At 63.4% G+C, this 25,693-nt stretch carries 30 protein-coding genes; 15 read left to right on the plus strand and 15 right to left on the minus strand.

The annotated features are described in order from the left end of the window. The first annotated feature begins 24 nt into the window (after positions 1-24). From KG722_RS12960 to KG722_RS13010, 11 genes are all read left to right on the plus strand, one after another. Entirely contained in the window at positions 25-1,026 is a 1,002-nt protein-coding gene (locus KG722_RS12960) for an HWE histidine kinase domain-containing protein (protein WP_213272230.1), read from the plus strand. Positions 1,027-1,179: 153 nt separating this feature from the next. Further along, positions 1,180-1,380 carry a 50S ribosomal protein L35 gene (gene rpmI, locus KG722_RS12965; RefSeq protein ID WP_011645460.1) on the plus strand — a complete coding sequence of 67 codons (201 nt, stop codon included), beginning with the start codon at positions 1,180-1,182 and terminating at the stop codon, positions 1,378-1,380. A gap of 58 nt (positions 1,381-1,438) precedes the next feature. Further along, entirely contained in the window at positions 1,439-1,801 is a 363-nt protein-coding gene (gene rplT, locus KG722_RS12970; RefSeq protein WP_011645461.1) for a 50S ribosomal protein L20, read from the plus strand. A gap of 21 nt (positions 1,802-1,822) precedes the next feature. Continuing rightward, positions 1,823-1,984 (plus strand): hypothetical protein, encoded by a 162-nt coding sequence (locus KG722_RS12975; RefSeq protein WP_213272232.1) that lies wholly within the window; start codon positions 1,823-1,825, stop codon positions 1,982-1,984. A 132-nt stretch (positions 1,985-2,116) separates the two neighbouring features. Next, positions 2,117-3,193, plus strand: a complete 1,077-nt coding sequence (gene pheS / locus KG722_RS12980; protein ID WP_213272234.1) for a phenylalanine--tRNA ligase subunit alpha — start codon at positions 2,117-2,119, stop codon at positions 3,191-3,193. Next, entirely contained in the window at positions 3,190-3,669 is a 480-nt protein-coding gene (locus tag KG722_RS12985; protein ID WP_213272236.1) for an ASCH domain-containing protein, read from the plus strand. Before pheS ends, KG722_RS12985 begins: the two co-directional genes overlap by 4 nt. After that, positions 3,666-6,059 carry a phenylalanine--tRNA ligase subunit beta gene (pheT, locus tag KG722_RS12990; RefSeq protein WP_213272238.1) on the plus strand — a complete coding sequence of 798 codons (2,394 nt, stop codon included), beginning with the start codon at positions 3,666-3,668 and terminating at the stop codon, positions 6,057-6,059. The genes KG722_RS12985 and pheT overlap by 4 nt, the downstream gene beginning before the upstream one ends. 25 nt (positions 6,060-6,084) lie before the next feature. Next, entirely contained in the window at positions 6,085-6,906 is an 822-nt protein-coding gene (locus KG722_RS12995; RefSeq protein WP_213272240.1) for an ion transporter, read from the plus strand. Beyond that, positions 6,899-7,729 carry a 4-hydroxy-tetrahydrodipicolinate reductase gene (gene dapB / locus KG722_RS13000; RefSeq protein WP_213272242.1) on the plus strand — a complete coding sequence of 277 codons (831 nt, stop codon included), beginning with the start codon at positions 6,899-6,901 and terminating at the stop codon, positions 7,727-7,729. Before KG722_RS12995 ends, dapB begins: the two co-directional genes overlap by 8 nt. Before the next feature lie 100 nt (positions 7,730-7,829). Then, positions 7,830-8,234 (plus strand): PTS fructose transporter subunit IIA, encoded by a 405-nt coding sequence (locus KG722_RS13005; RefSeq protein ID WP_213272244.1) that lies wholly within the window; start codon positions 7,830-7,832, stop codon positions 8,232-8,234. Continuing rightward, the gene (locus KG722_RS13010) at positions 8,234-8,527 is read left to right on the plus strand and encodes an HPr family phosphocarrier protein (RefSeq protein WP_213272246.1); all 294 of its coding nucleotides are present in this window, start codon (positions 8,234-8,236) and stop codon (positions 8,525-8,527) included. The genes KG722_RS13005 and KG722_RS13010 overlap by 1 nt, the downstream gene beginning before the upstream one ends. 21 nt (positions 8,528-8,548) lie before the next feature. Here the strand turns inward: KG722_RS13010 and KG722_RS13015 are convergent, their stop codons facing one another. The 3 genes from KG722_RS13015 to KG722_RS13025 form a co-directional block, all read right to left on the minus strand. After that, complete coding sequence (locus KG722_RS13015; protein ID WP_213272248.1) at positions 8,549-10,111, minus strand: 2-isopropylmalate synthase; 1,563 nt, start codon at positions 10,109-10,111, stop codon at positions 8,549-8,551. A gap of 151 nt (positions 10,112-10,262) precedes the next feature. Then, complete coding sequence (locus tag KG722_RS13020; RefSeq protein WP_213272250.1) at positions 10,263-11,039, minus strand: VTT domain-containing protein; 777 nt, start codon at positions 11,037-11,039, stop codon at positions 10,263-10,265. Positions 11,040-11,092: 53 nt separating this feature from the next. After that, the gene (locus KG722_RS13025; RefSeq protein ID WP_213272252.1) at positions 11,093-12,061 is read right to left on the minus strand and encodes an oxidoreductase; all 969 of its coding nucleotides are present in this window, start codon (positions 12,059-12,061) and stop codon (positions 11,093-11,095) included. 146 nt (positions 12,062-12,207) lie between these two features. Between KG722_RS13025 and KG722_RS13030 the strand changes: the two genes are divergently transcribed. Then, positions 12,208-12,813, plus strand: a complete 606-nt coding sequence (locus tag KG722_RS13030) for a hypothetical protein (protein WP_213272254.1) — start codon at positions 12,208-12,210, stop codon at positions 12,811-12,813. On the opposite strand, the gene KG722_RS13035 is transcribed toward KG722_RS13030, so the two are convergent. Further along, complete coding sequence (locus KG722_RS13035; RefSeq protein ID WP_213272255.1) at positions 12,810-13,286, minus strand: polymer-forming cytoskeletal protein; 477 nt, start codon at positions 13,284-13,286, stop codon at positions 12,810-12,812. The genes KG722_RS13030 and KG722_RS13035 overlap by 4 nt on opposite strands. An 87-nt stretch (positions 13,287-13,373) precedes the next feature. Here KG722_RS13035 and KG722_RS13040 point away from each other — a divergent pair, with 87 nt between their 5' ends. Then, entirely contained in the window at positions 13,374-14,048 is a 675-nt protein-coding gene (locus KG722_RS13040; RefSeq protein ID WP_213272257.1) for a glycoside hydrolase family 25 protein, read from the plus strand. On the opposite strand, the gene KG722_RS13045 is transcribed toward KG722_RS13040, so the two are convergent. From KG722_RS13045 to miaA, 7 genes are all read right to left on the minus strand, one after another. After that, positions 14,045-14,608, minus strand: a complete 564-nt coding sequence (locus KG722_RS13045) for a GNAT family N-acetyltransferase (protein ID WP_213272259.1) — start codon at positions 14,606-14,608, stop codon at positions 14,045-14,047. The two genes, KG722_RS13040 and KG722_RS13045, sit on opposite strands and share 4 nt — an antisense overlap. Before the next feature lie 14 nt (positions 14,609-14,622). Beyond that, complete coding sequence (gene ilvC, locus KG722_RS13050; protein WP_213272261.1) at positions 14,623-15,642, minus strand: ketol-acid reductoisomerase; 1,020 nt, start codon at positions 15,640-15,642, stop codon at positions 14,623-14,625. 50 nt (positions 15,643-15,692) lie between these two features. Continuing rightward, a complete protein-coding gene (locus KG722_RS13055) occupies positions 15,693-16,310 on the minus strand; it encodes a hypothetical protein (RefSeq protein ID WP_213272262.1) in 618 nt (205 codons plus the stop codon). Further along, entirely contained in the window at positions 16,307-16,873 is a 567-nt protein-coding gene (gene ilvN / locus KG722_RS13060; RefSeq protein ID WP_213272264.1) for an acetolactate synthase small subunit, read from the minus strand. Before ilvN ends, KG722_RS13055 begins: the two co-directional genes overlap by 4 nt. Then, on the minus strand, positions 16,870-17,568 hold the full coding sequence (locus tag KG722_RS13065) for a hypothetical protein (RefSeq protein WP_213272266.1): 699 nt from the start codon (positions 17,566-17,568) through the stop codon (positions 16,870-16,872). The genes ilvN and KG722_RS13065 overlap by 4 nt, the downstream gene beginning before the upstream one ends. 35 nt (positions 17,569-17,603) lie before the next feature. Next, a complete protein-coding gene (locus KG722_RS13070) occupies positions 17,604-19,337 on the minus strand; it encodes an acetolactate synthase 3 large subunit (RefSeq protein ID WP_213272874.1) in 1,734 nt (577 codons plus the stop codon). A 250-nt stretch (positions 19,338-19,587) separates the two neighbouring features. Beyond that, positions 19,588-20,538: a tRNA (adenosine(37)-N6)-dimethylallyltransferase MiaA gene (gene miaA, locus KG722_RS13075; RefSeq protein WP_213272267.1), complete on the minus strand. Its 951-nt coding sequence runs from the start codon at positions 20,536-20,538 to the stop codon at positions 19,588-19,590. Between the two features lie 80 nt (positions 20,539-20,618). Between miaA and serB the strand changes: the two genes are divergently transcribed. Together serB and KG722_RS13085 are read left to right on the plus strand one after the other, a co-directional pair. After that, positions 20,619-21,518: a phosphoserine phosphatase SerB gene (gene serB / locus KG722_RS13080; RefSeq protein ID WP_213272269.1), complete on the plus strand. Its 900-nt coding sequence runs from the start codon at positions 20,619-20,621 to the stop codon at positions 21,516-21,518. A gap of 6 nt (positions 21,519-21,524) precedes the next feature. Further along, positions 21,525-21,995 carry an NUDIX domain-containing protein gene (locus KG722_RS13085; protein WP_213272270.1) on the plus strand — a complete coding sequence of 157 codons (471 nt, stop codon included), beginning with the start codon at positions 21,525-21,527 and terminating at the stop codon, positions 21,993-21,995. Here the strand turns inward: KG722_RS13085 and KG722_RS13090 are convergent. The 4 genes from KG722_RS13090 to KG722_RS13105 form a co-directional block, all read right to left on the minus strand. Then, positions 21,983-22,747, minus strand: a complete 765-nt coding sequence (locus tag KG722_RS13090; protein WP_213272271.1) for a murein L,D-transpeptidase family protein — start codon at positions 22,745-22,747, stop codon at positions 21,983-21,985. The two genes, KG722_RS13085 and KG722_RS13090, sit on opposite strands and share 13 nt — an antisense overlap. Positions 22,748-23,038: 291 nt before the next feature. Then, the gene (locus KG722_RS13095; RefSeq protein WP_213272876.1) at positions 23,039-23,182 is read right to left on the minus strand and encodes an EAL domain-containing protein; all 144 of its coding nucleotides are present in this window, start codon (positions 23,180-23,182) and stop codon (positions 23,039-23,041) included. Positions 23,183-23,418: 236 nt separating this feature from the next. Then, on the minus strand, positions 23,419-24,072 hold the full coding sequence (locus KG722_RS13100; RefSeq protein WP_213272272.1) for a CDP-alcohol phosphatidyltransferase family protein: 654 nt from the start codon (positions 24,070-24,072) through the stop codon (positions 23,419-23,421). A gap of 45 nt (positions 24,073-24,117) precedes the next feature. Further along, positions 24,118-25,650, minus strand: a complete 1,533-nt coding sequence (locus KG722_RS13105; RefSeq protein ID WP_213272273.1) for a TadE/TadG family type IV pilus assembly protein — start codon at positions 25,648-25,650, stop codon at positions 24,118-24,120. Positions 25,651-25,693 lie beyond the last annotated feature (43 nt).

Below are 25,693 nucleotides of genomic sequence, written 5' to 3' on the forward strand. Positions count from 1 at the left end.
AGGTCTGCCGGAGGAGGCTCATCTATGAAGCCTGGCCAGTCAGATCAGTCGGTCTGGAACGAAAAACGTCTGCGATTTGCCATTGAAGGCGCCGGGGTCGCACTCTGGGCCTGGAACGTCGATACGGATGAACTCATTCTTGATGAGTGCGGCTGCGACATGTGGGGTGTGCTGCGCGATAAGCAGGTAACCTTCGAAGATCTCTCCGCCCATATCCATCCCGCTGATCGCGACCGGGTAGGGGCCGCGTTTGCCGCCAGCCGCGCAGCAATCGGGCAATACGAGATCGATTTCCGTATTCTTGTCGGGGATGAAGTCCGATGGATTTCCGCGCGCGGGCAGGGCGAAGATGACGGCATGGTCGACCGCACGATGTTCGGTATCTTTCTGAACGTCACCGGCCGCAAGCAGGCCGAGGAAAGCAATGAACTCCTCGCCGGAGAGATGAGCCACCGGGTGAAGAACCTTCTGGCCATTGCCTCGGGCCTGACATCGATCACGTCCCGGTCAGCGTCTTCCACCGAAGACATGGCAAAGCAGCTTACCAACCGCCTCACGGCGCTGGGGCGCGCGCATGATCTGGTCCGCCCGCTTCCCGGTCACGCCAAGACCGATGCGCTGCTCGGCGACCTCCTGTCCGTTTTGCTTGCGCCTTACGATGATCTTGGTGCGTTCAGCGGGCGTATCCGGGTTTCCGTTCCGCGCATGGGGGTGGGCGCCGCGTCCGCGACTACGCTTTCGCTGGTTATCCACGAACTGGCGACCAATTCGCTCAAATACGGCGCGCTTTCCTGCGAGACCGGCACGCTGGACGTGTCTTCAACCAGCCATGAAGGGGAAGTCGTCGTCGTGTGGACCGAGAGGGGCGGCCCGCCGGTTGAAACGCCGACAGGGCAGGGCGGCTTTGGCAGCAAGCTCATAAACCGGGCCATGTCGATGCAGCTGGGCGGCACACTCAGCTTCGACTGGGCCGCAGAAGGTGTTGTGGTCACCCTGAAGATGGACCGGGAGAGCCTGGAGCGCTGAAATGATGGGGCGCCTTCACACGCCCCCTTGATTCCTTGCTCCGCCTCCGCCATAAGCCGCCACTTCCGGACTTTGGGGCGACGGCATTGCCCCCTGTCCGTATGTCCTGGGCCGCCAGATCTGGTGTGAGCTCTACAGATCAAGGAGACAAAGATGCCGAAGATGAAGACCAAGAAGGCCGCTGCAAAGCGCTTCAAAATCACAGCAACGGGCAAGCTCAAGCACGGCGTCGCTGGCAAGCGTCACCGCCTGATGAGCCATAACGCGAAATACATCCGCCAGAACCGCGGCACGTCCGTCGGCGCCAAGGCAGATGAAGCCCGCGTGAAAAAGTACTTGCCCTACGGCCTCTGAGGCTGGGCATATCCCATATAACCCGTTGATTTTGAACACTTTCTGACAGGAGGCCACCATGCCCCGTTCCCGCGCCAAAGTACCCGCCCACGCCCGCCACAAGAAAATCATCAAGCAGGCCAAGGGCTTCCGTGGCCGCCGCAAGAATACTTTCTCCAACGCCGCTGCTGCTGTCTGGAAAGCCGGCGAGTATGCGTATGTTGGCCGCAAGGTTAAGAAGCGCTCGTTCCGCTCGCTCTGGATCCAGCGCATCAACGCGGCTGTCCGCATCCATGACGAGAACCTGAACTATTCGACCTTCATCAACGGCCTGACCAAAGCCGGCATCGAAGTTGACCGCAAAGTGATGGCCGATCTCGCCGTGCGCGAGCCGGAAGCCTTTGGTGCCCTCGTTGCCCAGGCCAAAGCAGCGCTCGCTTAATCCGAACCGGAGAGACCTCAGATGTCTAAATCACCCAGCGCCGTTCTTGATGCCGGCAAAAAGCCCCGCGTAAAGCGCCGTAACGCAAAATGGACCGGTAACCTCGCGAAACGCGCGAAGATCAAGATTTTTGGCAACACCAAGCGCGCACGCCTTGCTCGCAAGAAGGCTGCGCGCGCCTGATACGGCGCCCCGGCCTCGCCTCGTTTCCTGAGACGCCCGTGGGTTCCTGCCCGCGGGCGTTTTGCTGATTGCCTCGCCCTTGCCTGAGCGACTAGAAAGCCGCGACGGTCCGACCTGAAAGGGAAATTCCAAGTGTCCGACATAACCGCGATCGAACAGGAAGCGCTGGCCGCTGTGGCCGCTGCTGCCGATCTTGCTGCGCTAGACGCCGTGCGCGTGGCCGAGCTTGGCAAGAAGGGGCGGGTCTCCGCCCTGATGGGCGCGCTGGGCAAGATGAGCCCGGAAGAGCGCAAGGCGCAGGGGCCTCTGCTCAACGCCCTGAAGGACCGCGTCGATGGCGCTATCCGCGTGCGCAAGGAAGCGCTCGAGAGCGCCGCGCTGGAAGCGCGCCTGGTGACCGAGCGGGTGGACCTCACCCTCTCCCCGGCTCCCGGCCCCAGCGAGGGCGCGCTCCACCCGGTCATGCAGGTGTTCGAGGAAATCGCCGCCATCTTCGGCGACATGGGTTTTACCGTGGCCGAAGGCCCCGACATAGAAGACGACTGGCACAATTTCACGGCGCTGAACTTCCCCATCGGCCACCCGGCCCGGGAAACGCACGACACCTTCTTCATGAAGGCGCTCGAAGGCGACACCCCCAAGGTGCTCCGCACCCATACCAGCCCCGTGCAGGTGCGCACGATGATGGAAGAAAAGCCGCCGATCCGCATTCTCGTGCCCGGCCGCGTCTATCGCAATGACTGGGACGCAACCCACACGCCGATGTTCCATCAGGTCGAAGGGCTCGTCATCGAGAAGGGTATCCATATGGGTCACCTCAAAGGCTGTCTCATCGATTTCGTGAAGGCCTTCTTTGAAGTGGATAATGTGGAATCCCGCTTCCGGCCCCACTTCTTTCCGTTTACGGAGCCTTCGGCCGAGATGGACGTGAAATACTCCCGCAAGGGCGACGCCATCGAGATTGGCGCGGGCGATCGCTGGATGGAAATCCTCGGCTGCGGCATGGTCCATCCCAATGTGCTGCGAAATTGCGGCATCGACCCGGCTATCCATCAGGGCTTCGCTTTCGGCATGGGGGTGGACCGGCTCGCCATGCTGAAATACGGCATGCCGGACCTGCGGCCCTATTTCGAAGCCGATCCGAAATGGTCTCGCCATTACGGCTTCTCGCCCTGGCTTACGCCGTCCGTCAGCGGAGGGTTGTCGTGATCCTCTCTCCGGACCGGGCAGATCTGAAGCAGTTTCGCTTCGGTGACAGTCCCGAACTGGCCGATCGTCTGGCCGCCCTTGTTGTGGCCGGGGTCAAGACGGCCACCTGTTCGGCCGTGGCAAATGGATTCGAGGCAGCTCTCGGCGAGCAGCAGATTGTGCTCAGCGGTGAAGGCTACCCTGTCGCCATCATCGAAACGCTTTCCCTGGATGTGCTGCCTTTTGAACAAGTGACGCCGGCTCAGGCCGCGCAGGAGGGCGAAGGCGACCTCAGCTACGCTTACTGGCGGGATGCCCATGAGGCCTACTTCCAGCGCGAGGGAACCTACGCCCCGGATATGCAAGTCATCTTCGAAACATTTCGCCTTGTCGCTCTTCTCGATGAAGGGTTTGCCAAACAGGCAGAAGACGAAGTCAAAGCCGAGCGCGCAGAGGCGCATCTGGCAGGATACACAGCTCTTGGAGCGGACACATGAAATTCTCCCTTTCCTGGCTGAACGATCACCTTGTCACCAAGGCGTCGCTTCAGGACATTCTCGACCTGATGCTCAAGGCCGGCCTTGAGGTCGAAGAGGTCATTGATCCGCGCGAGAAGCTTGCGCCCTTCACCGTCTGCAAGGTGATCGAGGCCAGGCCCCATCCAGATGCTGACAAGCTGCGCGTTTGCAAGGTGGAAACCGTCGACGGGGTCAGGCAGATCGTCTGCGGCGCCCCCAATGCGCGCGCCGGGATGACAGCGATCTATGCCCCGCTCGGCACGTTCATTCCAGGCCTCGACTTTGCGCTGGACAAGAAGCCCCGCGCCATTCGCGGCATCGAGAGCCATGGCATGATGTGTTCCTCGCGTGAGCTTGAGGTGGGCGAGGACCATGACGGCATCCTTGATCTGGACGACAGCCTCAAAGTCGGCACGCCGGCCGCCGAAGCCCTCAGCCAGACCGATCCGGTCATCGATTTTGAAGTCACCCCCAACCGCCCCGACTGGCTCGGCGTGCAGGGCATTGCGCGGGATCTGGCGGCGGCCGGGGCAGGGCGGTTTCTGCGCAACGACCCCAAGAAGATCAGCGGCAGCTATGACTGCCCGGTCGAGATCAAGCTCGAAGCGCCAGAGGCCTGCCCGATGTTTGCCGGCGCGCTCATTCGCGGCGTGACCAATGGTCCGTCTCCGGACTGGATGCAGGCGCGCCTCAAGGCGGCTGGTCTGCAGCCCAAATCGCTGCTGGTTGACGTGACGAATTATATCTCGCTCGACCGGGCCCGCCCGCTGCATGTCTATGACGCGGCAAAGCTCTCCGGCGCTGTCGTCGCCCGCCTCGGCAGGAAAGGCGAAAAGCTCGAAGCGCTGGATGGCAAGACCTATCCGGTCACGGAAGACATGTGCGTCATCGCTGATAATTCCGGCGCCATCGGCCTGGGCGGTGTGATGGGCGGCGTCTCGACGGCAGTGTCCGCCGAGACGACCGACGTGTTCATTGAAGCAGCCTGGTTTGATCCGCTGCGGACCGCGCGCACAGGCCGCGCCACCGGCATCCATTCGGACGCCCGCTACCGCTTCGAGCGCGGCGTTGATCCGCAAAGCTGTCTCGACGGCCTCAATCTCGCGATTGCGCTGATCCTGGAATATGGCGGCGGCCAGGTTTCCAAGGCGAAGATTGCCGGCTCCATTCCGGTCCGGACGCAGAAGGTCACTTTCTATCCGAAAGATGTCGAGCGCCTTACCGGCCTCGTCGTCAAGACGGCGGAAATGAAGCGCATCCTCAAGGATCTCGAATTCGATATCGAAGACGCCGGCGACGCCTGGTATCTTCTTCCGCCGTCGCACCGGTTCGACATGGAACAGTCTGCGGACATCGTTGAGGAGGTTGCGCGACTGATCGGCTTTGACCAGCTACCGACGACATCCCTGCCGCTGCCCGAAGGCGGGCGCCGGGTGATCACCACCCCGCGCCAGGCGCGCGTCGCGATCTCGCGCCGTGTGATGGCCGCGCGCGGTTTCCTTGAGGCGGTCACCTGGAGCTTCATGGCGAAGGAGCACGCCGCCCTCTTTGGCAAGACCGAAGAAGCGCTCTGCGTGGCCAATCCTGTCGCCAGCGAACTCAACTACATGCGGCCCTCGGCGCTGGGGAATCTTGCCCAGGCCGCCCAGCGCGCCCGCAATCGCGGCGAGCGCACGGTGCGCCTGTTCGAAGCGGGTCCGGTCTATCTCGGCGATGGCCCGAAAGATCAGCGTACGGTGATTGCCGGTCTCGTGCTGCCAGCGGCCGAGCGCCACTGGCAGGGCCTCGCCGCGCCTTATGACGCGTATGCGGCAAAGGCAGACCTCTTTGCGCTGCTCTCCGCGCTCGGCCAGCCTGGTGACCGCTTCCAGGTTGGCCCGCCAACCCAGCCCCAATGGCACCCTGGCCAGGCCGCCAGCCTCAAGCTCGGCCCGAAGATGACCGTCGCCAATTTCGGCGCGCTGCATCCCGGCGTGCTCAAAGCGCTGGATATCGAAGGCCCGGTCTATGCATTCGAGCTGAACCTCAACGCCTTGCCGGTTATGAAGGTCAAGGCGACCAAGACCAAGCCGGTCCTGGAACGCGCAGAACTCACCCCCATCCGCCGCGACCTCGCTTTCGTCGTCGATGCGGGCGTTGCTGCCGGCGAGATCGTCCGTCACGCCCAGTCTGCTGAAAAGCAGCTGATCGCGGCGATCGACGTGTTCGATGTGTACCAGGGCCCCGGCGTTGCCGATGGCAGCAAGTCTGTCGCCATCGAAGTCACGCTCCAGCCGAAGGAAGCCCTGAAGGACGACCAGATCCAGCAGGTGATCGAGCGTATTGTCGCCTCGGTCGCCAAGGGAACGGGCGGCGTGCTAAGAGGCTAGGTACGGTAGCAAGGGGACAGCCGGGATGGAACTGAAACGGCAGCTTTACGAAGCCTTGGCCCCAGAGGCGCGCCGGTCAGGTCTCTCGATGACGAATGCCTGTATTGTCGGGCTGGTCATCCTGAGCTTTCTCTTCCTGGCGTTGGAGACCGAGCCGGTCCTCCAGGCCGTACCGGGCTGGAAACAGGCCTTCGACATCTTCAACATCACGGTCGTCGTGATCTTCGCGCTGGAATATGTCGCGCGTGTCTGGTGCGCCGGGATTGATCCGCAGTACCGCGGGCTCGGCGGGCGCCTGCGTTACATGGCGAAATTCTATTCGATTGCGGACCTGCTCGCCTTCCTGCCCGAACTTGTCCTGATGGCGATGGGCCATGGGTCCAGCCTGCTTGTTCTGCGCGTCCTGCGTCTTGCCCGCCTGATGAAGATCGCCCGCTTTATCCCTGCCTTCGGGGCGCTCGGCGCCGCCGTAAGGCGGGCAAGCTCCCTGCTTCTCACATCGCTCGCCCTTGCGGTAACGCTCGTCTATGTCGCCGCAGTCCTTCTGTATTTCGTCGAGGGCGTCGGAGGCGAGCAGCAGGAGGCCTTTGCGTCCATTCCGCGCGCCATCTGGTGGTCGGTGGCCACACTGACGACTGTGGGCTATGGCGATGTCTACCCGATAACCCCGCTCGGCCGCTTCTGCGCAGGCATCATTGCGATTGCAGGAATTGGCGTCGTCGCCCTGCCGGCAGGCGTATTCGCCAGCGCCTTTTCCGACGAGCTGCGCGAGCGCGAGCTTGCCCGCCTGCGGGAAGAACTGGAACAGACACGGGCAGACACTGCAGCGGAGAAAATGGATGACTAACCCTGAAGGTCCCTTGAGCGTTGCCATTGCCGGTATTGCCGGGCGCATGGGGCGCCAGCTCGCCGCCGTCTCGATTGACCGGGGCATCAGGATCACCGGCGGAACCGAAGTCGCCGCGGCCAACGCCTATGGCGAGGATATCGGCATCCTGGCCGGGCGCCGCGCGGTCGGCCTTCATCCGGTCGCTGACGCCGCCAGCGCGGCCGCCGATGCTGCCGTCTGGATCGATTTCACCCGGCCGGAAGCCACGATCGCAGCATTGAAGTCCCTGGCTGCCACTTCCGTGCGCGCCGTTGTCATCGGCACCACCGGCTTTAGCGCCGCCGAGGAAGATGCCATCGCGTCGGCATCTTCGCGCTTTGCCATTGTGAAGGCCGGGAACTTCTCCATCGGCGTAAATCTCCTGGAGGCGCTCACCCGGCTAGCCGCCAGCCGTCTCGGCACGGACTGGGACATCGAAGTGCTCGAGACCCATCACCGGATGAAGGCCGATGCGCCCTCGGGCACGGCCCTGATGCTGGGCGCAGCCGCGGCAGAGGGCAGGGGCGCCCCTCTGGGCGAGCTTCGCTCTGCCCCCTATGACGGGCCGGACGCAAGGCGGGAAACCGGCAGGATCGGCTTCTCCGTGCGCCGCGCGGGCGGGGTCATCGGCGAGCATGAGGTCACGTTCGGCTCCGAGAAGGAGTTGATCCGCCTTTCCCATACGGCCCTCGACCGTTCGGTCTTTGCCGAAGGCGCGCTGCATGCGGCCATCTGGGCGGCGGGGCAGGCGCCCGGCCACTACGACATGAATGATGTGTTGGGTCTCGGCCACACCGGCTGAGGAAAGCGCCGCGCCATCAGCCGAATGCGCCTTGACGCGCCGCAGCATCGTGACAACGTGACGGGAGTTTAACGTTCAGGGTTGCGTCCCAAGTAGCGGAATGATCGGCATTGTTGTTGTCAGCCATGGAAGATTGGCCCACGAGCTCGTCGCGGCAGCGGAGCATGTTGTGGGCCGCCTTCGGCGTGCGCGGGCTGTTTCCATCGATTCAGATGACGACCTCGACCTCAAGCGGGAACAGATCCTCGCTGCTGTCAAAGCCTGCGATGACGGGCGCGGTGTCGTTGTCCTGACCGACATGTTCGGCGGGACGCCGTCCAATCTCGTTCTCTCCATCCGGGGCAGCGTACCGATGGAAATCGTCTCAGGCGCCAACCTGCCGATGCTGATCAAGCTGGCAGAAGTGCGCGAAGTGCTCAGCCTTCAGGAGGCGGCTATCGCCGCAGCCGAGGGCGGGCGCAAATATGTGACCATCGCGTCCGAGCTCCTCGCCAGGCTGCCCTGATGTCGACCTCTGTGCCGGCCGCTTCTGCGCGTGTGACCATCGTCAATCGCAAGGGCCTGCATGCGCGCGCTTCCGCAAAGGTCGCCAAACTCGCCGCCGAATATGATGCCCGCGTGATCGTGCGCCATGAAGGCGAGCAGGCCGACGCCCGCTCGATCATGGATCTCCTGATGCTGGTGGCCCATACCGGCTGCGAGATTGAGCTGTCAGGCTCCGGCCCGCAAGCGGCAGAAGCGGTCGAAGCCATCGCCGCGCTGGTCGCCGATGGCTTCGGGGAACGCGACGGGGGCTGATCGCCCGGCGTCAATACCGCGTCAGGCAGCCCGGCTGCGCTTGGCCTTGCGAACCTCGAACTTGTTGAGCGCGTGCAGATAGGCCTTGGCGCTTGCAACCAGCGTGTCGGGATCCGACGACCGGCCCGTCGCCATGATGCCATCCCCGTTCAGCCGTACAGAGACGGTCGCCTGCGCGTCTGTTCCCCCGGTCACGGCATGCACCTGGTAAAGCTCCAGGACCGCATGATGCGGCACCAGCTGGCGGATGGCATTGAATACCGCGTCCACCGGGCCATTGCCGCGCGCGATGGAGTATTTGTCCTCGCCGTCGATCGTCAGATCGATTTCGGCCGTCTGCGGACCTTCCGTGCCGGCGACCACGCGCAGGCGCTTGAACCCGATCCGCTCACCTTCAGCCGCCAGCTGTTCGTCAACCAGCGCGATGATGTCATCGTCAAACACGTGCTTCTTGCGGTCGGCCAGGTCCTTGAAGCGCTTGAAGGCATCATTGAGGGCGTCGGCTTCGAGCGTATAGCCCATCGATTCCAGCTTGTCGCGGAAGGCATTGCGGCCAGACAGCTTGCCCATGACGAGCGAGGTTTTTGCCACGCCCACGTCTTCGGGCTTCATGATCTCGTAGGTTTCGGAATTCTTCAGCATGCCATCCTGATGGATGCCGCTTTCATGCGCGAAGGCGTTCTTGCCGACGATGGCCTTGTTGTACTGCACCGGAAAGCCGGTGATCCGGCTCACCATTGCCGAGGCGCGGGCAAGATAGCTTGTGTCGATATTGGTATCGTAGGGCAGGGTGTCCCCGCGCACCTTCATCGCCATGACGATCTCTTCGAGCGCCGCATTGCCCGCCCGCTCGCCGAGGCCATTTATGGTGCATTCGATCTGGCGTACGCCATTGGCCATGCCCGCCAGCGAGTTGGCGACGGCGAGGCCAAGGTCGTTATGGCAATGGGCCGACCAGATCACTTTATCTGAGTTCGGGATGTTTTCGATCAGCCGCCGGATCAGCGCGCCATACTCGTCCGGGTGGGAATAGCCCACGGTATCGGGCACGTTGATGGTCGTCGCGCCCGAGGCAATCGCGGTGTCGATGCACTTGCAGAGGAAGTCAAACTCGGTGCGGGTCGCGTCTTCGGCGCTCCACTCCACATCGTCCACCAGATTGCGCGCCTGCGCCACCGAGCGGCCAACCGCTTCGAGCACGGCATTGGGGCCCATCTTCAGCTTGTGCTTCATGTGCACGGGGCTGGTGGAGATGAAGGTGTGGATCCGCGGGCGGGCAGATTTTCGCACCGCTTCTCCGCACCGGTCGATATCGCTCGGCGTCGAGCGCGAAAGCCCGCAAATGACGGCGCTCTTGGACTGGGCGGCAATCGCGCTGACAGCGGCAAAATCGCCAGCCGAGGCTGCCGGGAAGCCCGCCTCGATGATGTCCACACCCATATTTTCCAGCAGGTTTGCCAGCTCAAGCTTTTCGTTGAGCGTCATGGAAGCGCCCGGCGACTGCTCGCCGTCGCGCATCGTGGTGTCGAAAATCAGTACGCGAGGCTTCTTTGCGGCGGTCGCGGCGGGTGTCTTGGAGGTCATGGATTTGCGTAGCTCTGCGGAAAGGAGGGAAGAAAGCGGTTCTTTTTCTCAGATCCCCTGGCCGCGCGGCCGCCCTCAGACTCGGGCGTCCGTCCCCGGCCAGGGGCCGGTAAGCAGAAGGAGAAGGGGTAGAACTTTGCGCATGGCCACTCTAATCAACGGCTTGGCGGGTGCTGTCAACCGGCGGTGCGCTGGTGTCCGCAATAATTTGCCCTGCCCGGGCAGCCCGGCGCCGGAAATAGAGATACCCGGCAATGTAGGTGCCGACGGCCGCCACCGCTGCCAGCAGCGCGACGAGGATATTGCCCTGAAGCGCCGCCAGAAGGCTGCGCCCGGCAAAGGCGATCAGGGCGATCTTCGGAATGATGCCGAGGCCCATGCCGATCCAGTAATCGCTGAATTTGGCGTTGCTGACGCCAAACGCCATGTTCACCAGCAGGAATGGTCCGGTTGGCACATTTCGCACGATCGCGCTCGTCAGCATCGCATTGCGCCCGACAAAGCGCGACAGCCTCTGCGCGCTCGCCCCGGCATAGCGACGGAAAGCCTGCTCCCCGGCGGCCCGCCCGATCCAGAAGGTCATCGCGCCCGACACCATGTTGGCAACCCAGGAATAGCCTGCCCCATACCAGGGCCCGAACACGGCGATGGTCGTCGCGATCAGGGCAAATTGCGGGATGCCGACAAAGGCGGCAACGCAGAACACCGCAACCACTGCCAGGAGCCCCCAAGGACTGTCATTGAGGGATTCCATCCAGCCGGTCACGGTCTCTGCGTCCGGCAGCAGGCCGGCCTTGCCAGCGCCAAACACGGCGATGATCACCGCCAGCAGCCCCAGCCCCAGGAAGATCGCGCGCCGGGACGCGGCCGGCCGGGCGCCGTCCTGAAGGTCAGTATTCGGGCTGGTCTGTGCCTCGCTATCGCTCATGGCGCTCTCGTGCGCTGAAAGCCCGTGGGCGTCAATCTGAACCCGGCAGGGCTTTAGGCACTGGCGAGAAATGCCCCGCTCATCGCCCACAGCTTCTCGGCGCGGGCATCATCGCTGATCCATTCCCTGGCATGCTGATAGCGCAGGCTGTCGGGCGTTGCGGCCTGGGCAATGTCGCAGTCTTCGCAATACACCCCGCCCTTGCCGGACAGCCCGGAAGACGTCGCCGCCCAGACGGTTGTGGAAGCGCCCTGTTCCGGCGTCTTGAACGAGGCCTTGATCCGCTCGGGCAGGCTGCCGTCCGGATTTTTCCAGCCCAGCACGACCATTTCCTCATCCGGCAGGTGGCGCTGCAGGTTCGTGAAGATGCCGCCAGGATGCACCGAGAAGGCGCGGATGCCATTGCCCTTTTCACGAAGGTCCACCCCCAGGGCAAACAGCGCATTGGCGGATTTGGATTGTCCGTAGGCTTCCCATTTGTCGTATTTGCGCGACTGGTAGTTGGGATCATCCCAGATCACGTCAGAAAGGATGTGCCCGGTGGACGAGAGCGCCACAACCCGCGCGCCTTCCGCTGCCCGCAGCGCTGGCAGGAGGCCCTGATAGAGCGTGAAGTGACCGAGGTGATTGGTGCCGAACTGGCTCTCCCATCCCGGGCCGATGCGGGCGAGCGGGCAGGCCATGATCCCGGCATTGTTAATCAGCAGATGCACCTTGCCCTGGGTTGCGACATGGTCGTCTGCAAATTTCCGGACGCTGGAAAGGTCGGAAAGGTCCATCGCCGCAACAGTGACGCCGTTGATGCCGGCCAGGGCCTCGCGCGCTGTGTCCGGGCGCCGCGCCGGAACGGTCACGCGCGCGCCAGCTCCCGCCAGGGCGCGAACGGTCTCAAGCCCGATGCCGGAATACCCCCCGGTGACCACCGCGTTTTTCCCCGAAAGGTCGATCCCCTGCACGACTTCCTGCGCAGTGCTCTTTGCATGAAAGCCCGAGCCCATAGGCACCTGATCTTTTGCGGCCATCGTCGCATCTCCCGTCTGTTTTGGAATAGTTGAGGCGATGCTAGTCCTGCGCGCCCTGTCAGGCTACTGCAATCTGACGGGCGCCTTGCCCCAGCCTTGCCTAATTTTGCCCCTAGAACACCACACAGGAAAAGGAGACCCGACCCATGAAAAAGGTTCTCATGATGCTTGGCGCAGCCCTCATGGCTTCGGCCCTGGCCCTGCCGGTGTGGGCGCAAGGGCTTACCGGGCGTGTCGAGCGCACACAGGCGGAACTCGCCCTGGAAAAGGCAGAAGGCGAGTTTGCGCAGCTGAAAGCAGCGCGCGAAGAGGCCCGTACAAAATGCGCAGCCCGCGAATACCAGGCCTGCTACGAGCTGGCAGAATTGCAGCGCAAGGGTCTGGGCGGCATGCAGGATCTTGCCGGGGCCGCCTCCAGCTACAAGAAGGGCTGCGATGCCAAGGACGCGCGCGGCTGCGCAGGCCTTGCCTATCTCACCGTCCAGGGCCGGGGCGTCACCGCCAATCCGGCCGAGGGCCGCCGCCTCTACGAGAAGTCGTGCGAGCTTGGCGAAGTCAGCGGCTGCGCGGCCTGGGGCAACATGGCCTATACCGGCACCGGTGGCCCTAAGGATGTTGCCGGCGGCACGCGCGCGCTGAAAGAAGCCTGCGACAAGGAATATCAATGGGCCTGCGAGCGTCTTCAGACGCTGGGCGCGTTCGACGCTGACGACGACACGATGCAGCGCCTGCGCAACATCCGCAACAACTAGGCTCCGGTGACCGTGGCGGCCGGCTCGCCTGCCGGTTTCTGGGCTGTGAGTGCTTTCGCCCGCTCGGCATGGGCGGGCGAACGTTCCGGCGCAATCAGCAGGTCGCCGTCCACACACGCATTGCCCTCAACCCGCATCGACGGTGAAAAGATTGATCCCTCGATCCGGGCGCCCCTGGAAACCTCGATCCGGCGCGCCGCGACGATCTCACCGACCAGCGTGCCCATCACGACGATTTCAGCCGCACTTACCCGTCCCCGGATGCTCGCCCCGGCTTCGACCGTCAGCGCGCCCTCGCAGGTCACATCACCCAGCACGTCTCCGCCAAGGCGGAGCGAACCAGAAATTGTCAGGTCTCCGACAATCCGGCAACCGGCCGCGATAACGTTTCCTGTCCCGTTCTGGGGCGCAGGTTTTGCTGGCGCAGGCGGGGTGGCCTGGGGCGGTGGGGTTCTTGATTTGTCGGTGGCCATGCTGCGTCTCCCAATATCCACCCGTTGATGAGGGGCCATCATGTCCAAGGTGATCCAGTTCGGGACAGTCATGCGGGGCGCGGGGACATGAACATGCCCCCTGGCGCCCTCTCCGTGCTGGCCACACTGGTGATGCTTGCATCCTGCGGGCCAAAACCGTCCCCTGTCGAGCCAGATCGCGCCCTGCCGCTCGCACCGGGCGCAGAAGGCATCGACCTGTCCCATCACAACGGCCCGGCTGACTGGCCCCTCCTGTCTGCGGCGGGGCTGGACTTTGTCTATCTCAAAGCCACCGAAGGGGAGGGGCATGTCGATACGCGCTTCCAGGAAAACTGGCAGGGCGCCGTGCGCCATCACTGGCAGGCAGGCGCCTACCATTTCTACCTCCTCTGCCAGGACGGGCGCCGGCAGGCTGCCAACTTCATCCGCCAGGTCGAGGTGCGCGCCGGCGCGCTTCCGCCAGCGGTCGATCTGGAGCACGCCCACAACTGTGCCCCGCGCGGCAGCCGCGCCGAAACCCTCGCGGATCTGGAAGTGTTTCTCGCCGCACTTGAGGAAGAATACGGCGCCGTCCCGGTCATCTACACGACGCCCGCCTTCCATGCCGAATGGCTTGCCGGGGAAGGGTTTGGCCGCCACCCTCTCTGGGTGCGCTCCCTCAGTGGCCCGCCGGACCTGCCCTACGCTATCTGGCAATATTCGATGAAGGGCAAAGTTCCCGGCCTCGACGGCCCGGTCGACCTTAATCGGGCGGCAGACTAAATCGCTTTTCCCATCCTCAACCCCGGCACGTCCACTCCGTTTTCCGAGGCGCTGATGATGTACTCGATTTCCTGATATCCGCAGGCGCGGTAGAGCGGTTTGCCCGCCAGCGTCGCCATCAGCTCGACGCGGGAGAAGCCTGCGGCCCGCGCCGCCTCCTCGCAGATGGCCAGCATGTAGCGGCCAAGGCCGCGCCGGGTAAAGCCGGGATGGGTATACATTGCGCGGATACGGGCAGCGTCTTCGCCGATGCGCAAAAGCGCGGCATTGCGCTGGGCCGTGGAATGGTCCCCGCCATAGAGCGTCGCGCGACGGCTCCAACCGCCCGACGCCACAAGAGCGCCGGTTTCATCGTCATGTATCAGAAAATAGGTGCCGTCGGCGATCAGCGTCCGGTCAAGCCCCATGATGGAGCGCGATACGACGACCTGCTCGGGGCTGAGAAACCCCTTGAGCAATTCGCCGATCGCCCGGTCCATCAGGACACTGATCTCCGCCTCATCCGACGCCGTCGCAAGGCGATGGCAGAACCCGGGAAGAGGCGGAGACCTGTCGGTCATGGAGCAGCGTTGCCCTAGTTACGGCTCTTGTCCACAAGCCGGTCATTCTGCGCCCAGTGCATCATGCCGCGCAGCTTCTCGCCCACTTCCTCGATCGGGTGGCTGCTCATGCGCTGGCGCATGGCGTGGAAGCCCGGCGCGCCGGCCTGGTTTTCCAGAACCCAGTTGCGGGCAAACGTGCCGTTCTGGATGTCCTCGAGAACCTTTTTCATTTCCTTCTTCGTCTCGGCGTTCACAAGGCGCGGCCCGGTGACATACTCGCCATACTCGGCGGTGTTTGAGATCGAATAGTTCATGTTGGCGATGCCGCCTTCATAGATCAGGTCGACGATCAGCTTGGTCTCGTGGAGGCATTCGAAATACGCCATCTCCGGCGCGTAGCCTGCTTCCACCAGTGTCTCGTAACCGGCCTTGATCAATTCGACGATGCCGCCGCAGAGAACGGCCTGCTCGCCGAAAAGGTCGGTCTCGGTCTCTTCCCGGAAGGAGGTCTCGATCACGCCCGCGCGGGTGTTGCCGATGGCCTTGGAGTAGGAGAGGGCAACGGCCTGGGCGCTCCCGGTTGCGTCCTGATGGATGGCGATCAGGCCGGGCAGGCCAAAGCCCATCTGGTACTGGTTGCGCAGCGTGTGGCCCGGGCCCTTGGGCGCCGACAGCGACACGTCCACATCCTTCCGGGGACGGATCAGATTGTAATGGATGTTGAAGCCGTGGCCGAACATCAGATGCTGGCCCGCGCGCAGGTGCGGCTCGATCTCGTTGGCGTACAGTACAGCCTGCTTCTCGTCGGGCACGAGGATCATCAGCACATCGGCCCATTTGGCCGCTTCGGTCACGGTCACGACCTCCAGGCCGGCCGCTTCGGCTTTCTTGCGCGAGGCGGAACCTTCCTGCAGCGCCACCTTGATCTGCTCTACGCCGGAATCCTTAAGGTTCAGCGCATGGGCATGTCCCTGGCTGCCATAGCCGACAACGGCGACTTTCAGTTTCTGGATCAGGGAGATGTCTGCGTCTTTTTCGTAGTAGATCTTCATGTGCTTGCAAAAGCTCCGGTGGATGAAAGTTGAGGGAGGGGCTTGTCAGGTCAGTCGGTACCGCAGATCCAGTCACTGCTGAAATTGGCAACACCGATAACGAGATTGTTGAGCCGGGAGATGTCATCTTGGGTCACGGCAAGGCGCGAGAAGGTCAGAGCGCCTTCGCCAGTTCCGAGGCGGGTGATAATGTCGTGGCTGTCGAGGATCAACCGGATGCTGCGCGAGCCATCGGGATTGACCGTCATCGCCTCGCGCGGACCATAGAGAGCAGGCGGCGCAGCCTTGATGGCCGCAGCGGCGTCCTTCACTTTTATCGCCACATCCAATGGCAGCGTCGTGCGCAGCTGGCAGGCCGGCGCGTTCCCGCCCGCATCCCGGCGCGGAACCGACCGCGCTTCCAGAAAGAGGTAGGGTTTCTCCTCGCTGACGGAATAAACATATGACGCCCCGCTCAGCGAGACAGTGTCGACAATCCGCAGCCAGTCTTCCGGCGCCGCACCAAACAGCTGCTCGCCGCGCGAAACGATGGCATCCGCGCGCCCGGCATCGCATGCCAGCCGCTCCTCATCACTCGTGAGCGGAGCACAGGGCGCTGCCTGCGCGGCCGCAGCCAGGGGAAGGGCTGCCAGAGCCAAGAGCAGGAAAGGAAGGCGCACGGCAATCATCCCTTTTCCTTGCCGCGCTTGATCGAGAGCACGCCGGTCCGGCTCACTTCGACGAGACCGAGCGGGCGCATGAGGTCAATGAACTGGGTGAGCTTGTCTGACGCGCCGGTCACCTCGAAGATGAAGCTTTCATTCGTCGTGTCGATGACATGCGCCCGGAAAATCTCCCCGATCCGCAGCGCCTCGACGCGCTTCTCGCCGGTTCCTGCCACCTTCACCAGCGCCAGCTCGCGCTCGATCCCGCGCTTGGAATTGGTGATGTCTATCACCTCGGCCACCGGCACCAACCGCAGAAGCTGCGCCTCGATCTGCTCCAGGATATGCCCGGTGCCCTGCGTCACGATGGTGATGCGCGAGCGGTGCTGGCTTGCGTCCACTTCGGCGACAGTGAGGGAGTCGATATTATATCCGCGTCCGGAGAACAAACCGACCACGCGCGCCAGCACGCCCGGCTCGTTGTCGACGATCACCGCCAGCGTACGGCGTTCAACTTCCTCATCCTCATGGGCAAGGAAGTAGGCTGATTTCGGCGCCTGACCGGGAGGGGGTGTGCCATCGCTCATTGGGGGCGCTCCGATTGGGTGTTGCTTGCAAATCCGCGATCCAGAACCACATTCGGCCGCCGCGCCAGAAGTTTGCCCCGCAGCGCGGCGGTCTGCTCCTTGGCATGGGCCCGGTTTTCTTTGGTGCGGTCATCATACCGCTCGACGATCTCGTCAAGGCGGCGCGGGTCGAGATGGGCCTGCAATTCGGAAACCAGCAGCCGGCGGCATTCGTCGATGAAGTCGGCGCACTCCTCCGAAGGCGGTCCGCCCTCCCGGGTCAGTGCCTCGATTTCCCGATAGGTGAACATCAGCGCATCAAGTATCGGTGGGCGCGATCCGCGATAGGCGCCTTCCTTTTCGACGCCTTTTCCGTCCGGATCTATGTTCGGGAAAAACATCCGTCCCCGGTCCACCAGGGTCGAGAGGACGATCATCATGTTGGTCTTGGCAGCGAGGAACGCCCCGTCATTGGCATGCATGTGACGGGTGCGGACAAAGGTCGCGCAGCGCGCCAGCGTGTCGATCGCGGCCCCGCCCCATTCGAGGCTGGCTGAGTCGATGCTCTGGCGCAGGCGCTCGGTCTGCAGCTTGCGCTGCCTGGCTGTCTCCCCGCGCGCCACGACCGCGCTGATCAGCGCGACAATGGCCGAAAGGATGCCGATGAAAATCTCGGCATTGCCCTTCAGCCAGTCAAAAATGCCTGCGGCGTCCATGAAATTCCCTCTGCTCCGGTCCTGACCGGAAAAACCTAGACCAGCCCGCGGCCAGCCTCTCCGATCTCGTTACCCGTTATCTCGCCGAGAATCATCTGGTTGTGCGCCGAGCCCGACGGAATCATCGGCAGGCAGTTCTCAGCCCGTTCCACCCGGCAATCGAACAGGACCGGCCCGGCATGGTTGATCATTTCCAGGATCTTCGCGTCGAGCTCTGCCGGATCATCACAGCGGATACCATGCGCGCCCAGCGCATCGGCGAGCTTCACGAAGTCCGGCAAGCTCTCCGAATAGGAATGCGAATAGCGCTCTCCATGCAGCAGCTCCTGCCACTGGCGCACCATGCCCATCCATTCATTGTTGAGGATGAACACTTTCACCGGCAGCTTGTGCTGCACGGCGGTGGACAGCTCCTGCATCATCATCTGGATCGAGGCTTCCCCGGCAATGTCGATGACCAGCGCGTCGGGGTGGGCGGCCTGAACGCCCACGGCGGCCGGCAGGCCGTAGCCCATCGTGCCGAGCCCCCCGGAGGTCATCCAGCGGTTGGGCTCCTCGAAATGATAGAACTGCGCGGCCCACATCTGATGCTGGCCCACTTCGGTCGTGATGTAGGCGTTCCTGTCCTTTGTCAGCGCATAGAGCCGCTCGACGGCGTATTGCGGTTTGATCACCTCGCTTGAGCCCTTGTAGGCAAAGCAGCGCCGGGCGCGCCAGGCGCCGATCTGTTCCTTCCAGGGCCCCATGTCCGGCAGCTTCGCCTTGCGCGCCTTCAGCTCCTTAAGGATTGCTTCGAGCGCCTGCCCGCAGTCGGCCAGCACCGGAACATCCACCCGCACGATCTTATTGATCGAGGAGGCGTCGATGTCGATGTGCACCTTCTTCGACTTCGGTGAGAACGCGTCCACACGGCCCGTCACCCGGTCATCAAACCGTGCGCCGACACAGATCATCAGGTCGCAGTCATGCATCGCATTGTTGGCTTCAAAGCTGCCATGCATGCCCACCATGCCAAGCCAGTCGGGATGGCTGGCGGGAAAGGCGCCCAGCCCCATCAGGGTCGAGGTTACCGGAATGCCTGTAAGTGCCTGCAACTCGCGCAGCAGAGCCGAGGCGCGGGGCCCGGAATTGATCACGCCGCCGCCGGTATAGAAAACCGGCCGCCAGGACTTGGTGATCAGGTCGACCACCGCCTTGATTGCCTCAGGCACTGGCTCAGTCTGGGGCACATAGGTCGGCTTCAGGATGCCTGCCTTGCCGACATAGGGCCCGGTGGCAAACTGGATGTCCTTGGGAATGTCGATGACGACCGGGCCAGGCCGGCCATTGGTGGCAATGTAGAACGCTTCATGGATCGTCCGCGCCAGCTGGTTCACGTCGGTGACGAGATAGTTGTGCTTGGCGCAGGTGCGGGTGATGCCGGTCGTGTCGCATTCCTGGAAGGCGTCGGTCCCGATCAGATGCGTCGGCACCTGCCCGGTGATCACCACCATGGGGATGGAATCCATCATCGCATCAGTGATCGGGGTGACCATGTTGGTCGCGCCCGGCCCGGAGGTGACCAGCGCCACGCCGCATTTTCCCGTCGAGCGCGCATAGCCTTCGGCGGCATGGCCGGCGCCCTGTTCATGGCGCACGAGGATGTGGCGGATCGCGTCCTGCCCGTAGAGCGCGTCGTAGATCGGCAGCACCGCCCCGCCCGGATAGCCGAACATTACCGATACGCCCTGCTCGCGGAGAGCTTCCACGACAATCTGCGCACCGGTCATCAGGCGCGGGGCGGAGGGGGGGGCCGTGTCAGCGGCGGGCTTGGCCTTCGTCTTGGTGGTCATGGGCTTCAGCTTCCGGGAGGAGGGTTTCTGCGTAGGGTTCAAAAAGGGCTCGGCCAAAAGAAAAAGGGCCTCCAGAGGAAGCCCTTTTGTGCGCGCACCCGCAACTGCCTGGTCGAAGGGCAGCTACGGGCACTTAAGAATTACTACTTTTTTGGCGCGCACTTGGCGTTTCCTCAATTACGGGAGTTCAGGCATAATCTTCCGCGTCGGCGGTGTCAATCTCACGATAGAGGGCAAAAATAACCCTCAGCCGGTCGCCGATTTCAGGGGAAGGGATGCGTGGCCATAACGGAAACTGCCGCCCGATCCAGGTAAATTGCCTTTTTGCATAACGCCGTGACTCGCGTTTGGCGCTTTCGGCGGCCTCTTCGGCGCTGATCTCACCGCGCACGAATGCGGCAATCGAGGGCATGCCCAACGCTTTCATCGCCGGCAGTTCGGGGTTGAGATCGCGGGCGACCAGCGCGCGGGCCTCTTCCACAGCGCCCTGCATCAGCATGCCTTCAAACCGCCGGTCTATCTTCTTGTAGAGCGCAGTGCGCGGCGGGGTGAGGGCAAAGCCTGTCCATTCGCCCTCCTTCAGCACCGGCGGCTGGCGCTCGGACTGGAAGTCGCTCAGCGGCCGTCCGGTCGCCAGCCACACCTCATAGGCCCGCGCCAGGCGCTGCTTGTCGCCGGTGCCAAGGCGTTCGGCAAGGTCGGGATCATGCGGGGCAATGCGCGCCCGCAGGCCATCTGCGCCTTCGGTGTCGGAGATGGCGCGCACTTCGGCGCGGATATCGTCGGGCACCGGGGGAATGTCGGAAAGGCCCTGCGTCAGCGCCAGCAGGTAAAGTCCTGTGCCGCCGACGATCACCGCATGCTTGTTCTGCCGCTGCAGGCGTTTGAGCACGCTGCGCGCCGCTTCCAGCCATTCGCCCGTCGAATAGCGCGTCGCTGCGTCGACATGGCCGAACAGATGGTGGGGCACGCCGGCCATTTCCTCCTCGGTCGGGCGGGCAGAAATGACCTGCAAGTCCCTGTAAACCTGCATGGAATCGGCATTGATCACCTCGCCGCCGAGCTTGCGGGCGAGTTCAATGGCAAGGGCGGATTTTCCGCTGGCCGTCGGGCCGTGTATCAGGATGGCAGGATGCATCCCCTACAACTAAGGACTTGCAGCCCTCGAGGAAAGCCACCTAGAGACGGCCAGCTTCGAAGAGGGCCTTGAGAATGCAGATGGGTTGGGTCTTGGTTGCTGTTTCCAGCGGGGCAGAGGCCCGCCTGGGCGAGCTTTCAGAAACATCTGTCCTCGCCGCTGGCGGCACGCCCAACGGCTGGACCTGCCTTTCCGATACCGGCCCGCTTCACGCGGGTGCCTTGCGCTTTACCGCAGCAACCGAAGGGCTCGGCGTCCTCCGCAATGCGCTGGAGGCTGCCGGCCCCATCGATGCCGCCATCCTGCCCGCAGCCCGCTTCGGCCGGAAACGCCTCCTCATCTCCGACATGGACTCCACCATCATCGGCCAGGAGTGCATCGATGAAATCGCCGACGCGGTCGGCCTGAAAGCAAAGATCTCCGAAATTACCGAACGCGCCATGCGCGGCGAACTGGATTTCGAGGCGGCCCTGACCGAGCGCGTCGCCATGCTCAAGGGGCTCCCTCTGGGCGCCCTCGCCCGCACGCTGGAAGAGCGCATCACCCTCAATCCCGGTGCCCGCACGCTGATCGCCACCATGAAAGCCCATGGCGCGGCCACCCTGCTGGTCTCCGGAGGCTTCACCTATTTCACGTCCCGCGTCGCCGAGCTCGCCGGGTTTGAAAGCCATCAGGGCAACACGCTGATCGATGACGGGGCCACCCTCACCGGCGAGGTCGGCCGCCCGATCCTTGGCCGCGAAGCCAAGCGCACGGCGCTCCTGGAAGCAGCCGCCGCCCTCGGCGCCAGCGCCGAAGAGACCCTCGCTATGGGCGACGGGGCTAACGATCTCGACATGATCCGTGCCTCCGGCCTTGGCGTCGCCTATCGCGCCAAGCCGGTCGTTGCGGCCGAAGCGGCCGGTTCCATCCGCCATACCGACCTTACCGCGGCCCTCTTCTTCCAGGGCTACAAAGCGTCCGAATTTGTCCTTGACTGACCGGTCATGTCAAAGATCCGTACCCGTCTCTTCCAGTCCTGGTTCCGCCTCAGCCGCCCTATGACGCTCGGTGTGCGCGCCGCGGTTGAGAATGAGGCGGGCCATGTCTTGATGGTGCGCCACACCTATATCCGCGGCTGGTACATGCCGGGCGGCGGCGTCGAGAAGGGTGAGCCCGCCCTCGACGCGCTCGGCCGGGAACTTGTCGAGGAAGCCGGCGTACGTCTCATCTCCGAGCCGTGCCTGATCAGCATCTACTCGAACCACCACAACTTCCCGAACGATCATGTCCTCTTCTACCGCCTGCCCTGGGGCAGCTGGGAGCCCGTCAAGGCCACGTCCCTCGGCGAGATTGCCGAGACTGCCTGGGTCGATCCGGTTCTGCCCCCGGAGGGCACAAATAAGGGCACCCGGATGCGCCTTGAGGAACTTTACGGCGGCCAGCCCATCTCGCCCTACTGGGCTCACCGCACCTGATACGCTCCGTTGCGTACACTGATGGCGGGCGGTGCGCCGGTCTGCGCAAACTTGTCCCAGCCCGGTTTCAGCCCCTGCCAGAACCCGGCATGTTCGCTGGCTGAATGCGCCACCAGATTGGCGTCCGTCAGGGGGAAGGGGAAGATGTGCACGTCCACGCCGGCTTGCCCGCCCTCGAAGGCTGCCTGCATCAGCGTCCAGATTTCCTCGATCCCCTCATCCGTCATCGCAAAACAGCCCACCGACGCGCACGCCCCGTGCACCATCAGGAAACTGCCCGTCCGCCCGGCGGCCCGGTCAAAGGCGTTGGGGTATCCCAGATTGAAGGAGAGGTGAAAGCTCGAGGCCGGGTTCATCTGCGCGGGCTTAACCTTGTAAAACCCCTCCGGCGCCTGGAAGTCGCCCTCCCGCATCTTTGGCCCCAGCCCGCCGGAAACTGCACAGACCGGCCAGGTCCGGAAGGGCTGGAACCGGCCCTCCTCGTCCCTCACAAACGCCGTCACTTCGCCCGGCTGCTTGGTGATCTGCAGGAAAACCGGGCTGCCCAGTGTCAGGCCCTTCTCCGCCAGCGCGGCCCTTATTGGCGCTTCCTGCGCCGCATAGACCGCCCGAGAGCGGGCAGTCTCAGGCACAACATCCGCATGGGCAAAGGCAAACAGTGCCGGCAGGCAGAGGAAAGCCAGCATCGCGATCAGGATCGCGAAGATGTTGGGCTGCGGGCGGCGGGGATGTTTCGGGCGAAGCAGGCTCATGGCCGGCAGGATTTCATCCCGATTGTGGCTGAAGCCGGGCGGCTTCGGGGAGGTCCCGGGACTTGAGGTTAAATGTCCGTCATCCGTCACCGGTCATTCTGCCGGGATAGGGTCCTGTCCGGACGGCTTTATCGGATGGCGCATCAACTGTTCCAATCGCGGCACGGGTGCAATCGAGGCGACCGATGGACGCGACAGGAAACAGCCCTGTATGAGCTCGACCCCCATATCCCGCAACACGACCAGTTCGCCGAGGGTTTCAATGCCTCACAGATAGCCTTGATGCTCAGATCATGCCGCATCTTCAAGCTTGGTCGGCTGCACATTGTCCTTATCAATATCGCGGATCAGCTCCATGTCGATCTTCACGAGGTCTGGCTTGAGCTTCGACAAAAGGTCAAGGCCGGCATAGCCTGCGCCAAAGTCATCGATCAGAGAAGGCGCGTTAAGATACCGCGCATGCGGGCGTTACCAGAAGCATCTGCCTGGCCGCCCGGAATGGAGTTCATTCCTCGTTAATAATTGAGGCGTAACCTGGGCACATGTCGGGTTTACCCCTCCCGCCATACTGAATGACGACCCTGCAAATCGGCGGCCGCGCACTCTCCCGCGTACAACCCCGCCCATCGACGTCGACGCCGGTCTGCTTCCCCAGACCGGCGTTTTCGCGTTCAGCGCCCGCCGCCCTGGATCGCCTTCACATATTGCGCGCCCGTCAGCAGGGAGAGCCCCGCCGCCGCCCACAGCGCCAGCACCAGCGCCCCCGTCGCCACCGCGCCCCAGGGCGCGCCGCCTTCAGTGCTCGCCGCCTCCGGCACCGGCCACAGCGCCAGCGGCAACATCAGGCCGGTAATTGCGAGCATTTCCGCAGCCGTCTTCCATTTGGCGAGCTTCGACGGCGCCACGATCCCCGCCGCTTCGGGGCGGGTGCGCAGCCAGGTCATGAACATGTCCCGCGCCAGGATCAGCGCCGCTGGCACGTAGATCAGCCAGGTCTTCAGCGCCAGGGCAAGCGCAATAAGCGCCGCGCCCACCAGCAGCTTGTCGGCAATCGGATCGAGCCACACGCCAAACCGGCTTTCTGCCTTGAAGGCGCGCGCAGCCCAGCCATCGAGGAAATCGGTCAGCATGCCGGAGATGAACGCCAGCAGCGCAAACTGGTGCCAGAGCTGCTGGAAGGTGGCATACCGCGCCCGCTCAAGGCCGGTCACGCCCGCGTCCGCCAGCAGTGGCTCAATGCCCGCCGCCTTGAAGGCACCAAACAGCACCAGCGCCGCGAACATGCAGCGGGAAATCGTCAGGGCGTTGGGGATCCAGGCAAACATGTCGCCCCGTCTGCCAGCGCCGGGCCGCCTCTGCAATGGCAGGTCTCACTGCTTCAGGCGCAGGTCCGAGATGGAGCGGGCGATCGAGCGATAGGCTTCGATCAGCTCTTCGCCGCTGTCAGCATTGAAGGCGTGATCGGCCGAGGTCGCGCAATATTCGAGGATCGTGCGACCGTCGCCGGTGCGTTGCACGCCGGAAGGCACCTGAAACCCGACGGTATAGATCTGTATCCGGCGGTTTGAGGCCTTCATCCCGTCGCAGAGATCCATCGACTGGCGGAAGGAATTCTTCGAGGCGGTGGGGTGCTGGATGTTGAAATCACCGTCCGTCATCAGGATCACGGCCTTGGAGGTTTGCGGCTCGCGATAGGGCAGGGGCTTGGAGGCTTCCGGCCAGATATCCGCCCATTCCGGGGACACAAGATACCAGCCCCAGGCAATGCCGAGATGGCCCGCCGTGCCGCCTTCGGCCACCAGATTGCTGATATGGGTCTTGAGCGCGACCTTGTCCTCTGTCAGGGGCACAGGGCCTGACGGCATGCACGTCCCGTGGCGGCCTTGATGAGCGCCGACATTGTATCCGGTCGCCCCCTGGTTCTCGACATTCTGCCAGCCGTTATACTTGTCATTGGCACTGTCATAGAAATTCCAGCGCGGATTGCCCGCCCCGATCCAGCTGCCATTGCCCGGCGCGGCATCGGTAAAGGCGTCCGTGCCCGTACGTTCATGCACGCAGCTGGTTGAAAGGCTCGTCTGGTCGAAGAAGCGCCGCGCCGCATTCCAGCTCCAGCTGGACGCGTAGCTGCAATTGCTCGTGCAGGTGCCGCGCTGGTAAAAGAAAAACCGCTTTCCGCTGGCCTGGTCGATCAGGCGTTTGGTGTTGTGGCTGTTGTACCGGTCGAGCGCGGTGGAGTTTGATCCGTCGGCAGACAGGGTCACTGTCTCGGTCACCGCATTGAGATAAGAGCCGGCATTGATTGCATGGTTGTAGCTGGCAATCGCCAGGCGCACCGTGCCATCGCGCGGCCGGCTGTCAGGCAGGAGCTCGTCGATCGCGGCGGCAGCCGCCGTCTTCAGCTGGGCGAGGCGGTTAAAGCTGTTCATCGAGCCTGACACGTCGAAGATGAACGCCACATCGAGCTTGCCCACCCCATAGGTTGAGGCCGAGGTCACATTGAACTCAAGCTCGTCATGCCCGATCAGGCTGGAAATGTAAGTCGGCTGGACACAGCGCACGGCGCCGTAGATGTCGAAATTGGCTTCATCGAAGGTGACATTGACAGCGTCGCATTCCAGTCCGCCGCCCTGATCAATGAACAGGGCTTCGGCATAGGTTTGCACGTCCACGGTCACTTCCGCCGGCGTGTTGCCCGCCTGCCGGCCAAGCGCGCCGGCCAGCACAGCCGAGTCCAGCGCAGCCTGTACCTTGGATTTCTGGCGAACGGTGTTCTGAAGATCAATCGCGATCCCTGCCAGTGCCACAATAGTCGGAATGACAAAGGCGGCAATCATGGCCACATTCCCGCCTTCGGCGCGCAGGGGCACGCAAAGGCGGGAGGTGAGGCGATGATGTCTCATCTGTCAGTCACTGCTCAGCAGGCAGAGGGCGCGTGCCATGTCA

The sequence above is a fragment of the Hyphomonas sp. genome (assembly GCF_018402285.1).
Taxonomy (GTDB): domain Bacteria; phylum Pseudomonadota; class Alphaproteobacteria; order Caulobacterales; family Hyphomonadaceae; genus Hyphomonas.

What these genes read in the sequence shown, in the direction of transcription:
- KG722_RS13030 (WP_213272254.1), top strand. Translation starts at nt 12,208, where the DNA reads ATGAAAAAGGTTCTCATGATGCTTGGCGCAGCCCTCATGGCTTCGGCC.
- KG722_RS13085 (WP_213272270.1), top strand. Translation starts at nt 21,525, where the DNA reads ATGTCAAAGATCCGTACCCGTCTCTTCCAGTCCTGGTTCCGCCTCAGC.
- KG722_RS13010 (WP_213272246.1), top strand. Translation starts at nt 8,234, where the DNA reads ATGTCGACCTCTGTGCCGGCCGCTTCTGCGCGTGTGACCATCGTCAAT.
- ilvN (WP_213272264.1), bottom strand. Translation starts at nt 16,873, where the DNA reads ATGAGCGATGGCACACCCCCTCCCGGTCAGGCGCCGAAATCAGCCTAC.
- KG722_RS12960 (WP_213272230.1), top strand. Translation starts at nt 25, where the DNA reads ATGAAGCCTGGCCAGTCAGATCAGTCGGTCTGGAACGAAAAACGTCTG.
- KG722_RS13015 (WP_213272248.1), bottom strand. Translation starts at nt 10,111, where the DNA reads ATGACCTCCAAGACACCCGCCGCGACCGCCGCAAAGAAGCCTCGCGTA.
- dapB (WP_213272242.1), top strand. Translation starts at nt 6,899, where the DNA reads ATGACTAACCCTGAAGGTCCCTTGAGCGTTGCCATTGCCGGTATTGCC.
- rpmI (WP_011645460.1), top strand. Translation starts at nt 1,180, where the DNA reads ATGCCGAAGATGAAGACCAAGAAGGCCGCTGCAAAGCGCTTCAAAATC.
- KG722_RS13090 (WP_213272271.1), bottom strand. Translation starts at nt 22,747, where the DNA reads ATGAGCCTGCTTCGCCCGAAACATCCCCGCCGCCCGCAGCCCAACATC.
- KG722_RS13005 (WP_213272244.1), top strand. Translation starts at nt 7,830, where the DNA reads ATGATCGGCATTGTTGTTGTCAGCCATGGAAGATTGGCCCACGAGCTC.
- KG722_RS13040 (WP_213272257.1), top strand. Translation starts at nt 13,374, where the DNA reads ATGAACATGCCCCCTGGCGCCCTCTCCGTGCTGGCCACACTGGTGATG.
- KG722_RS13105 (WP_213272273.1), bottom strand. Translation starts at nt 25,650, where the DNA reads ATGAGACATCATCGCCTCACCTCCCGCCTTTGCGTGCCCCTGCGCGCC.
- KG722_RS13035 (WP_213272255.1), bottom strand. Translation starts at nt 13,286, where the DNA reads ATGGCCACCGACAAATCAAGAACCCCACCGCCCCAGGCCACCCCGCCT.
- KG722_RS13020 (WP_213272250.1), bottom strand. Translation starts at nt 11,039, where the DNA reads ATGAGCGATAGCGAGGCACAGACCAGCCCGAATACTGACCTTCAGGAC.
- pheT (WP_213272238.1), top strand. Translation starts at nt 3,666, where the DNA reads ATGAAATTCTCCCTTTCCTGGCTGAACGATCACCTTGTCACCAAGGCG.
- KG722_RS12995 (WP_213272240.1), top strand. Translation starts at nt 6,085, where the DNA reads ATGGAACTGAAACGGCAGCTTTACGAAGCCTTGGCCCCAGAGGCGCGC.
- KG722_RS13025 (WP_213272252.1), bottom strand. Translation starts at nt 12,061, where the DNA reads ATGGCCGCAAAAGATCAGGTGCCTATGGGCTCGGGCTTTCATGCAAAG.
- KG722_RS13055 (WP_213272262.1), bottom strand. Translation starts at nt 16,310, where the DNA reads ATGATTGCCGTGCGCCTTCCTTTCCTGCTCTTGGCTCTGGCAGCCCTT.
- miaA (WP_213272267.1), bottom strand. Translation starts at nt 20,538, where the DNA reads ATGCATCCTGCCATCCTGATACACGGCCCGACGGCCAGCGGAAAATCC.
- ilvC (WP_213272261.1), bottom strand. Translation starts at nt 15,642, where the DNA reads ATGAAGATCTACTACGAAAAAGACGCAGACATCTCCCTGATCCAGAAA.
- KG722_RS13100 (WP_213272272.1), bottom strand. Translation starts at nt 24,072, where the DNA reads ATGTTTGCCTGGATCCCCAACGCCCTGACGATTTCCCGCTGCATGTTC.
- serB (WP_213272269.1), top strand. Translation starts at nt 20,619, where the DNA reads ATGGGTTGGGTCTTGGTTGCTGTTTCCAGCGGGGCAGAGGCCCGCCTG.
- KG722_RS13070 (WP_213272874.1), bottom strand. Translation starts at nt 19,337, where the DNA reads ATGACCGGTGCGCAGATTGTCGTGGAAGCTCTCCGCGAGCAGGGCGTA.
- KG722_RS13065 (WP_213272266.1), bottom strand. Translation starts at nt 17,568, where the DNA reads ATGGACGCCGCAGGCATTTTTGACTGGCTGAAGGGCAATGCCGAGATT.
- KG722_RS12975 (WP_213272232.1), top strand. Translation starts at nt 1,823, where the DNA reads ATGTCTAAATCACCCAGCGCCGTTCTTGATGCCGGCAAAAAGCCCCGC.
- KG722_RS13045 (WP_213272259.1), bottom strand. Translation starts at nt 14,608, where the DNA reads ATGACCGACAGGTCTCCGCCTCTTCCCGGGTTCTGCCATCGCCTTGCG.
- rplT (WP_011645461.1), top strand. Translation starts at nt 1,439, where the DNA reads ATGCCCCGTTCCCGCGCCAAAGTACCCGCCCACGCCCGCCACAAGAAA.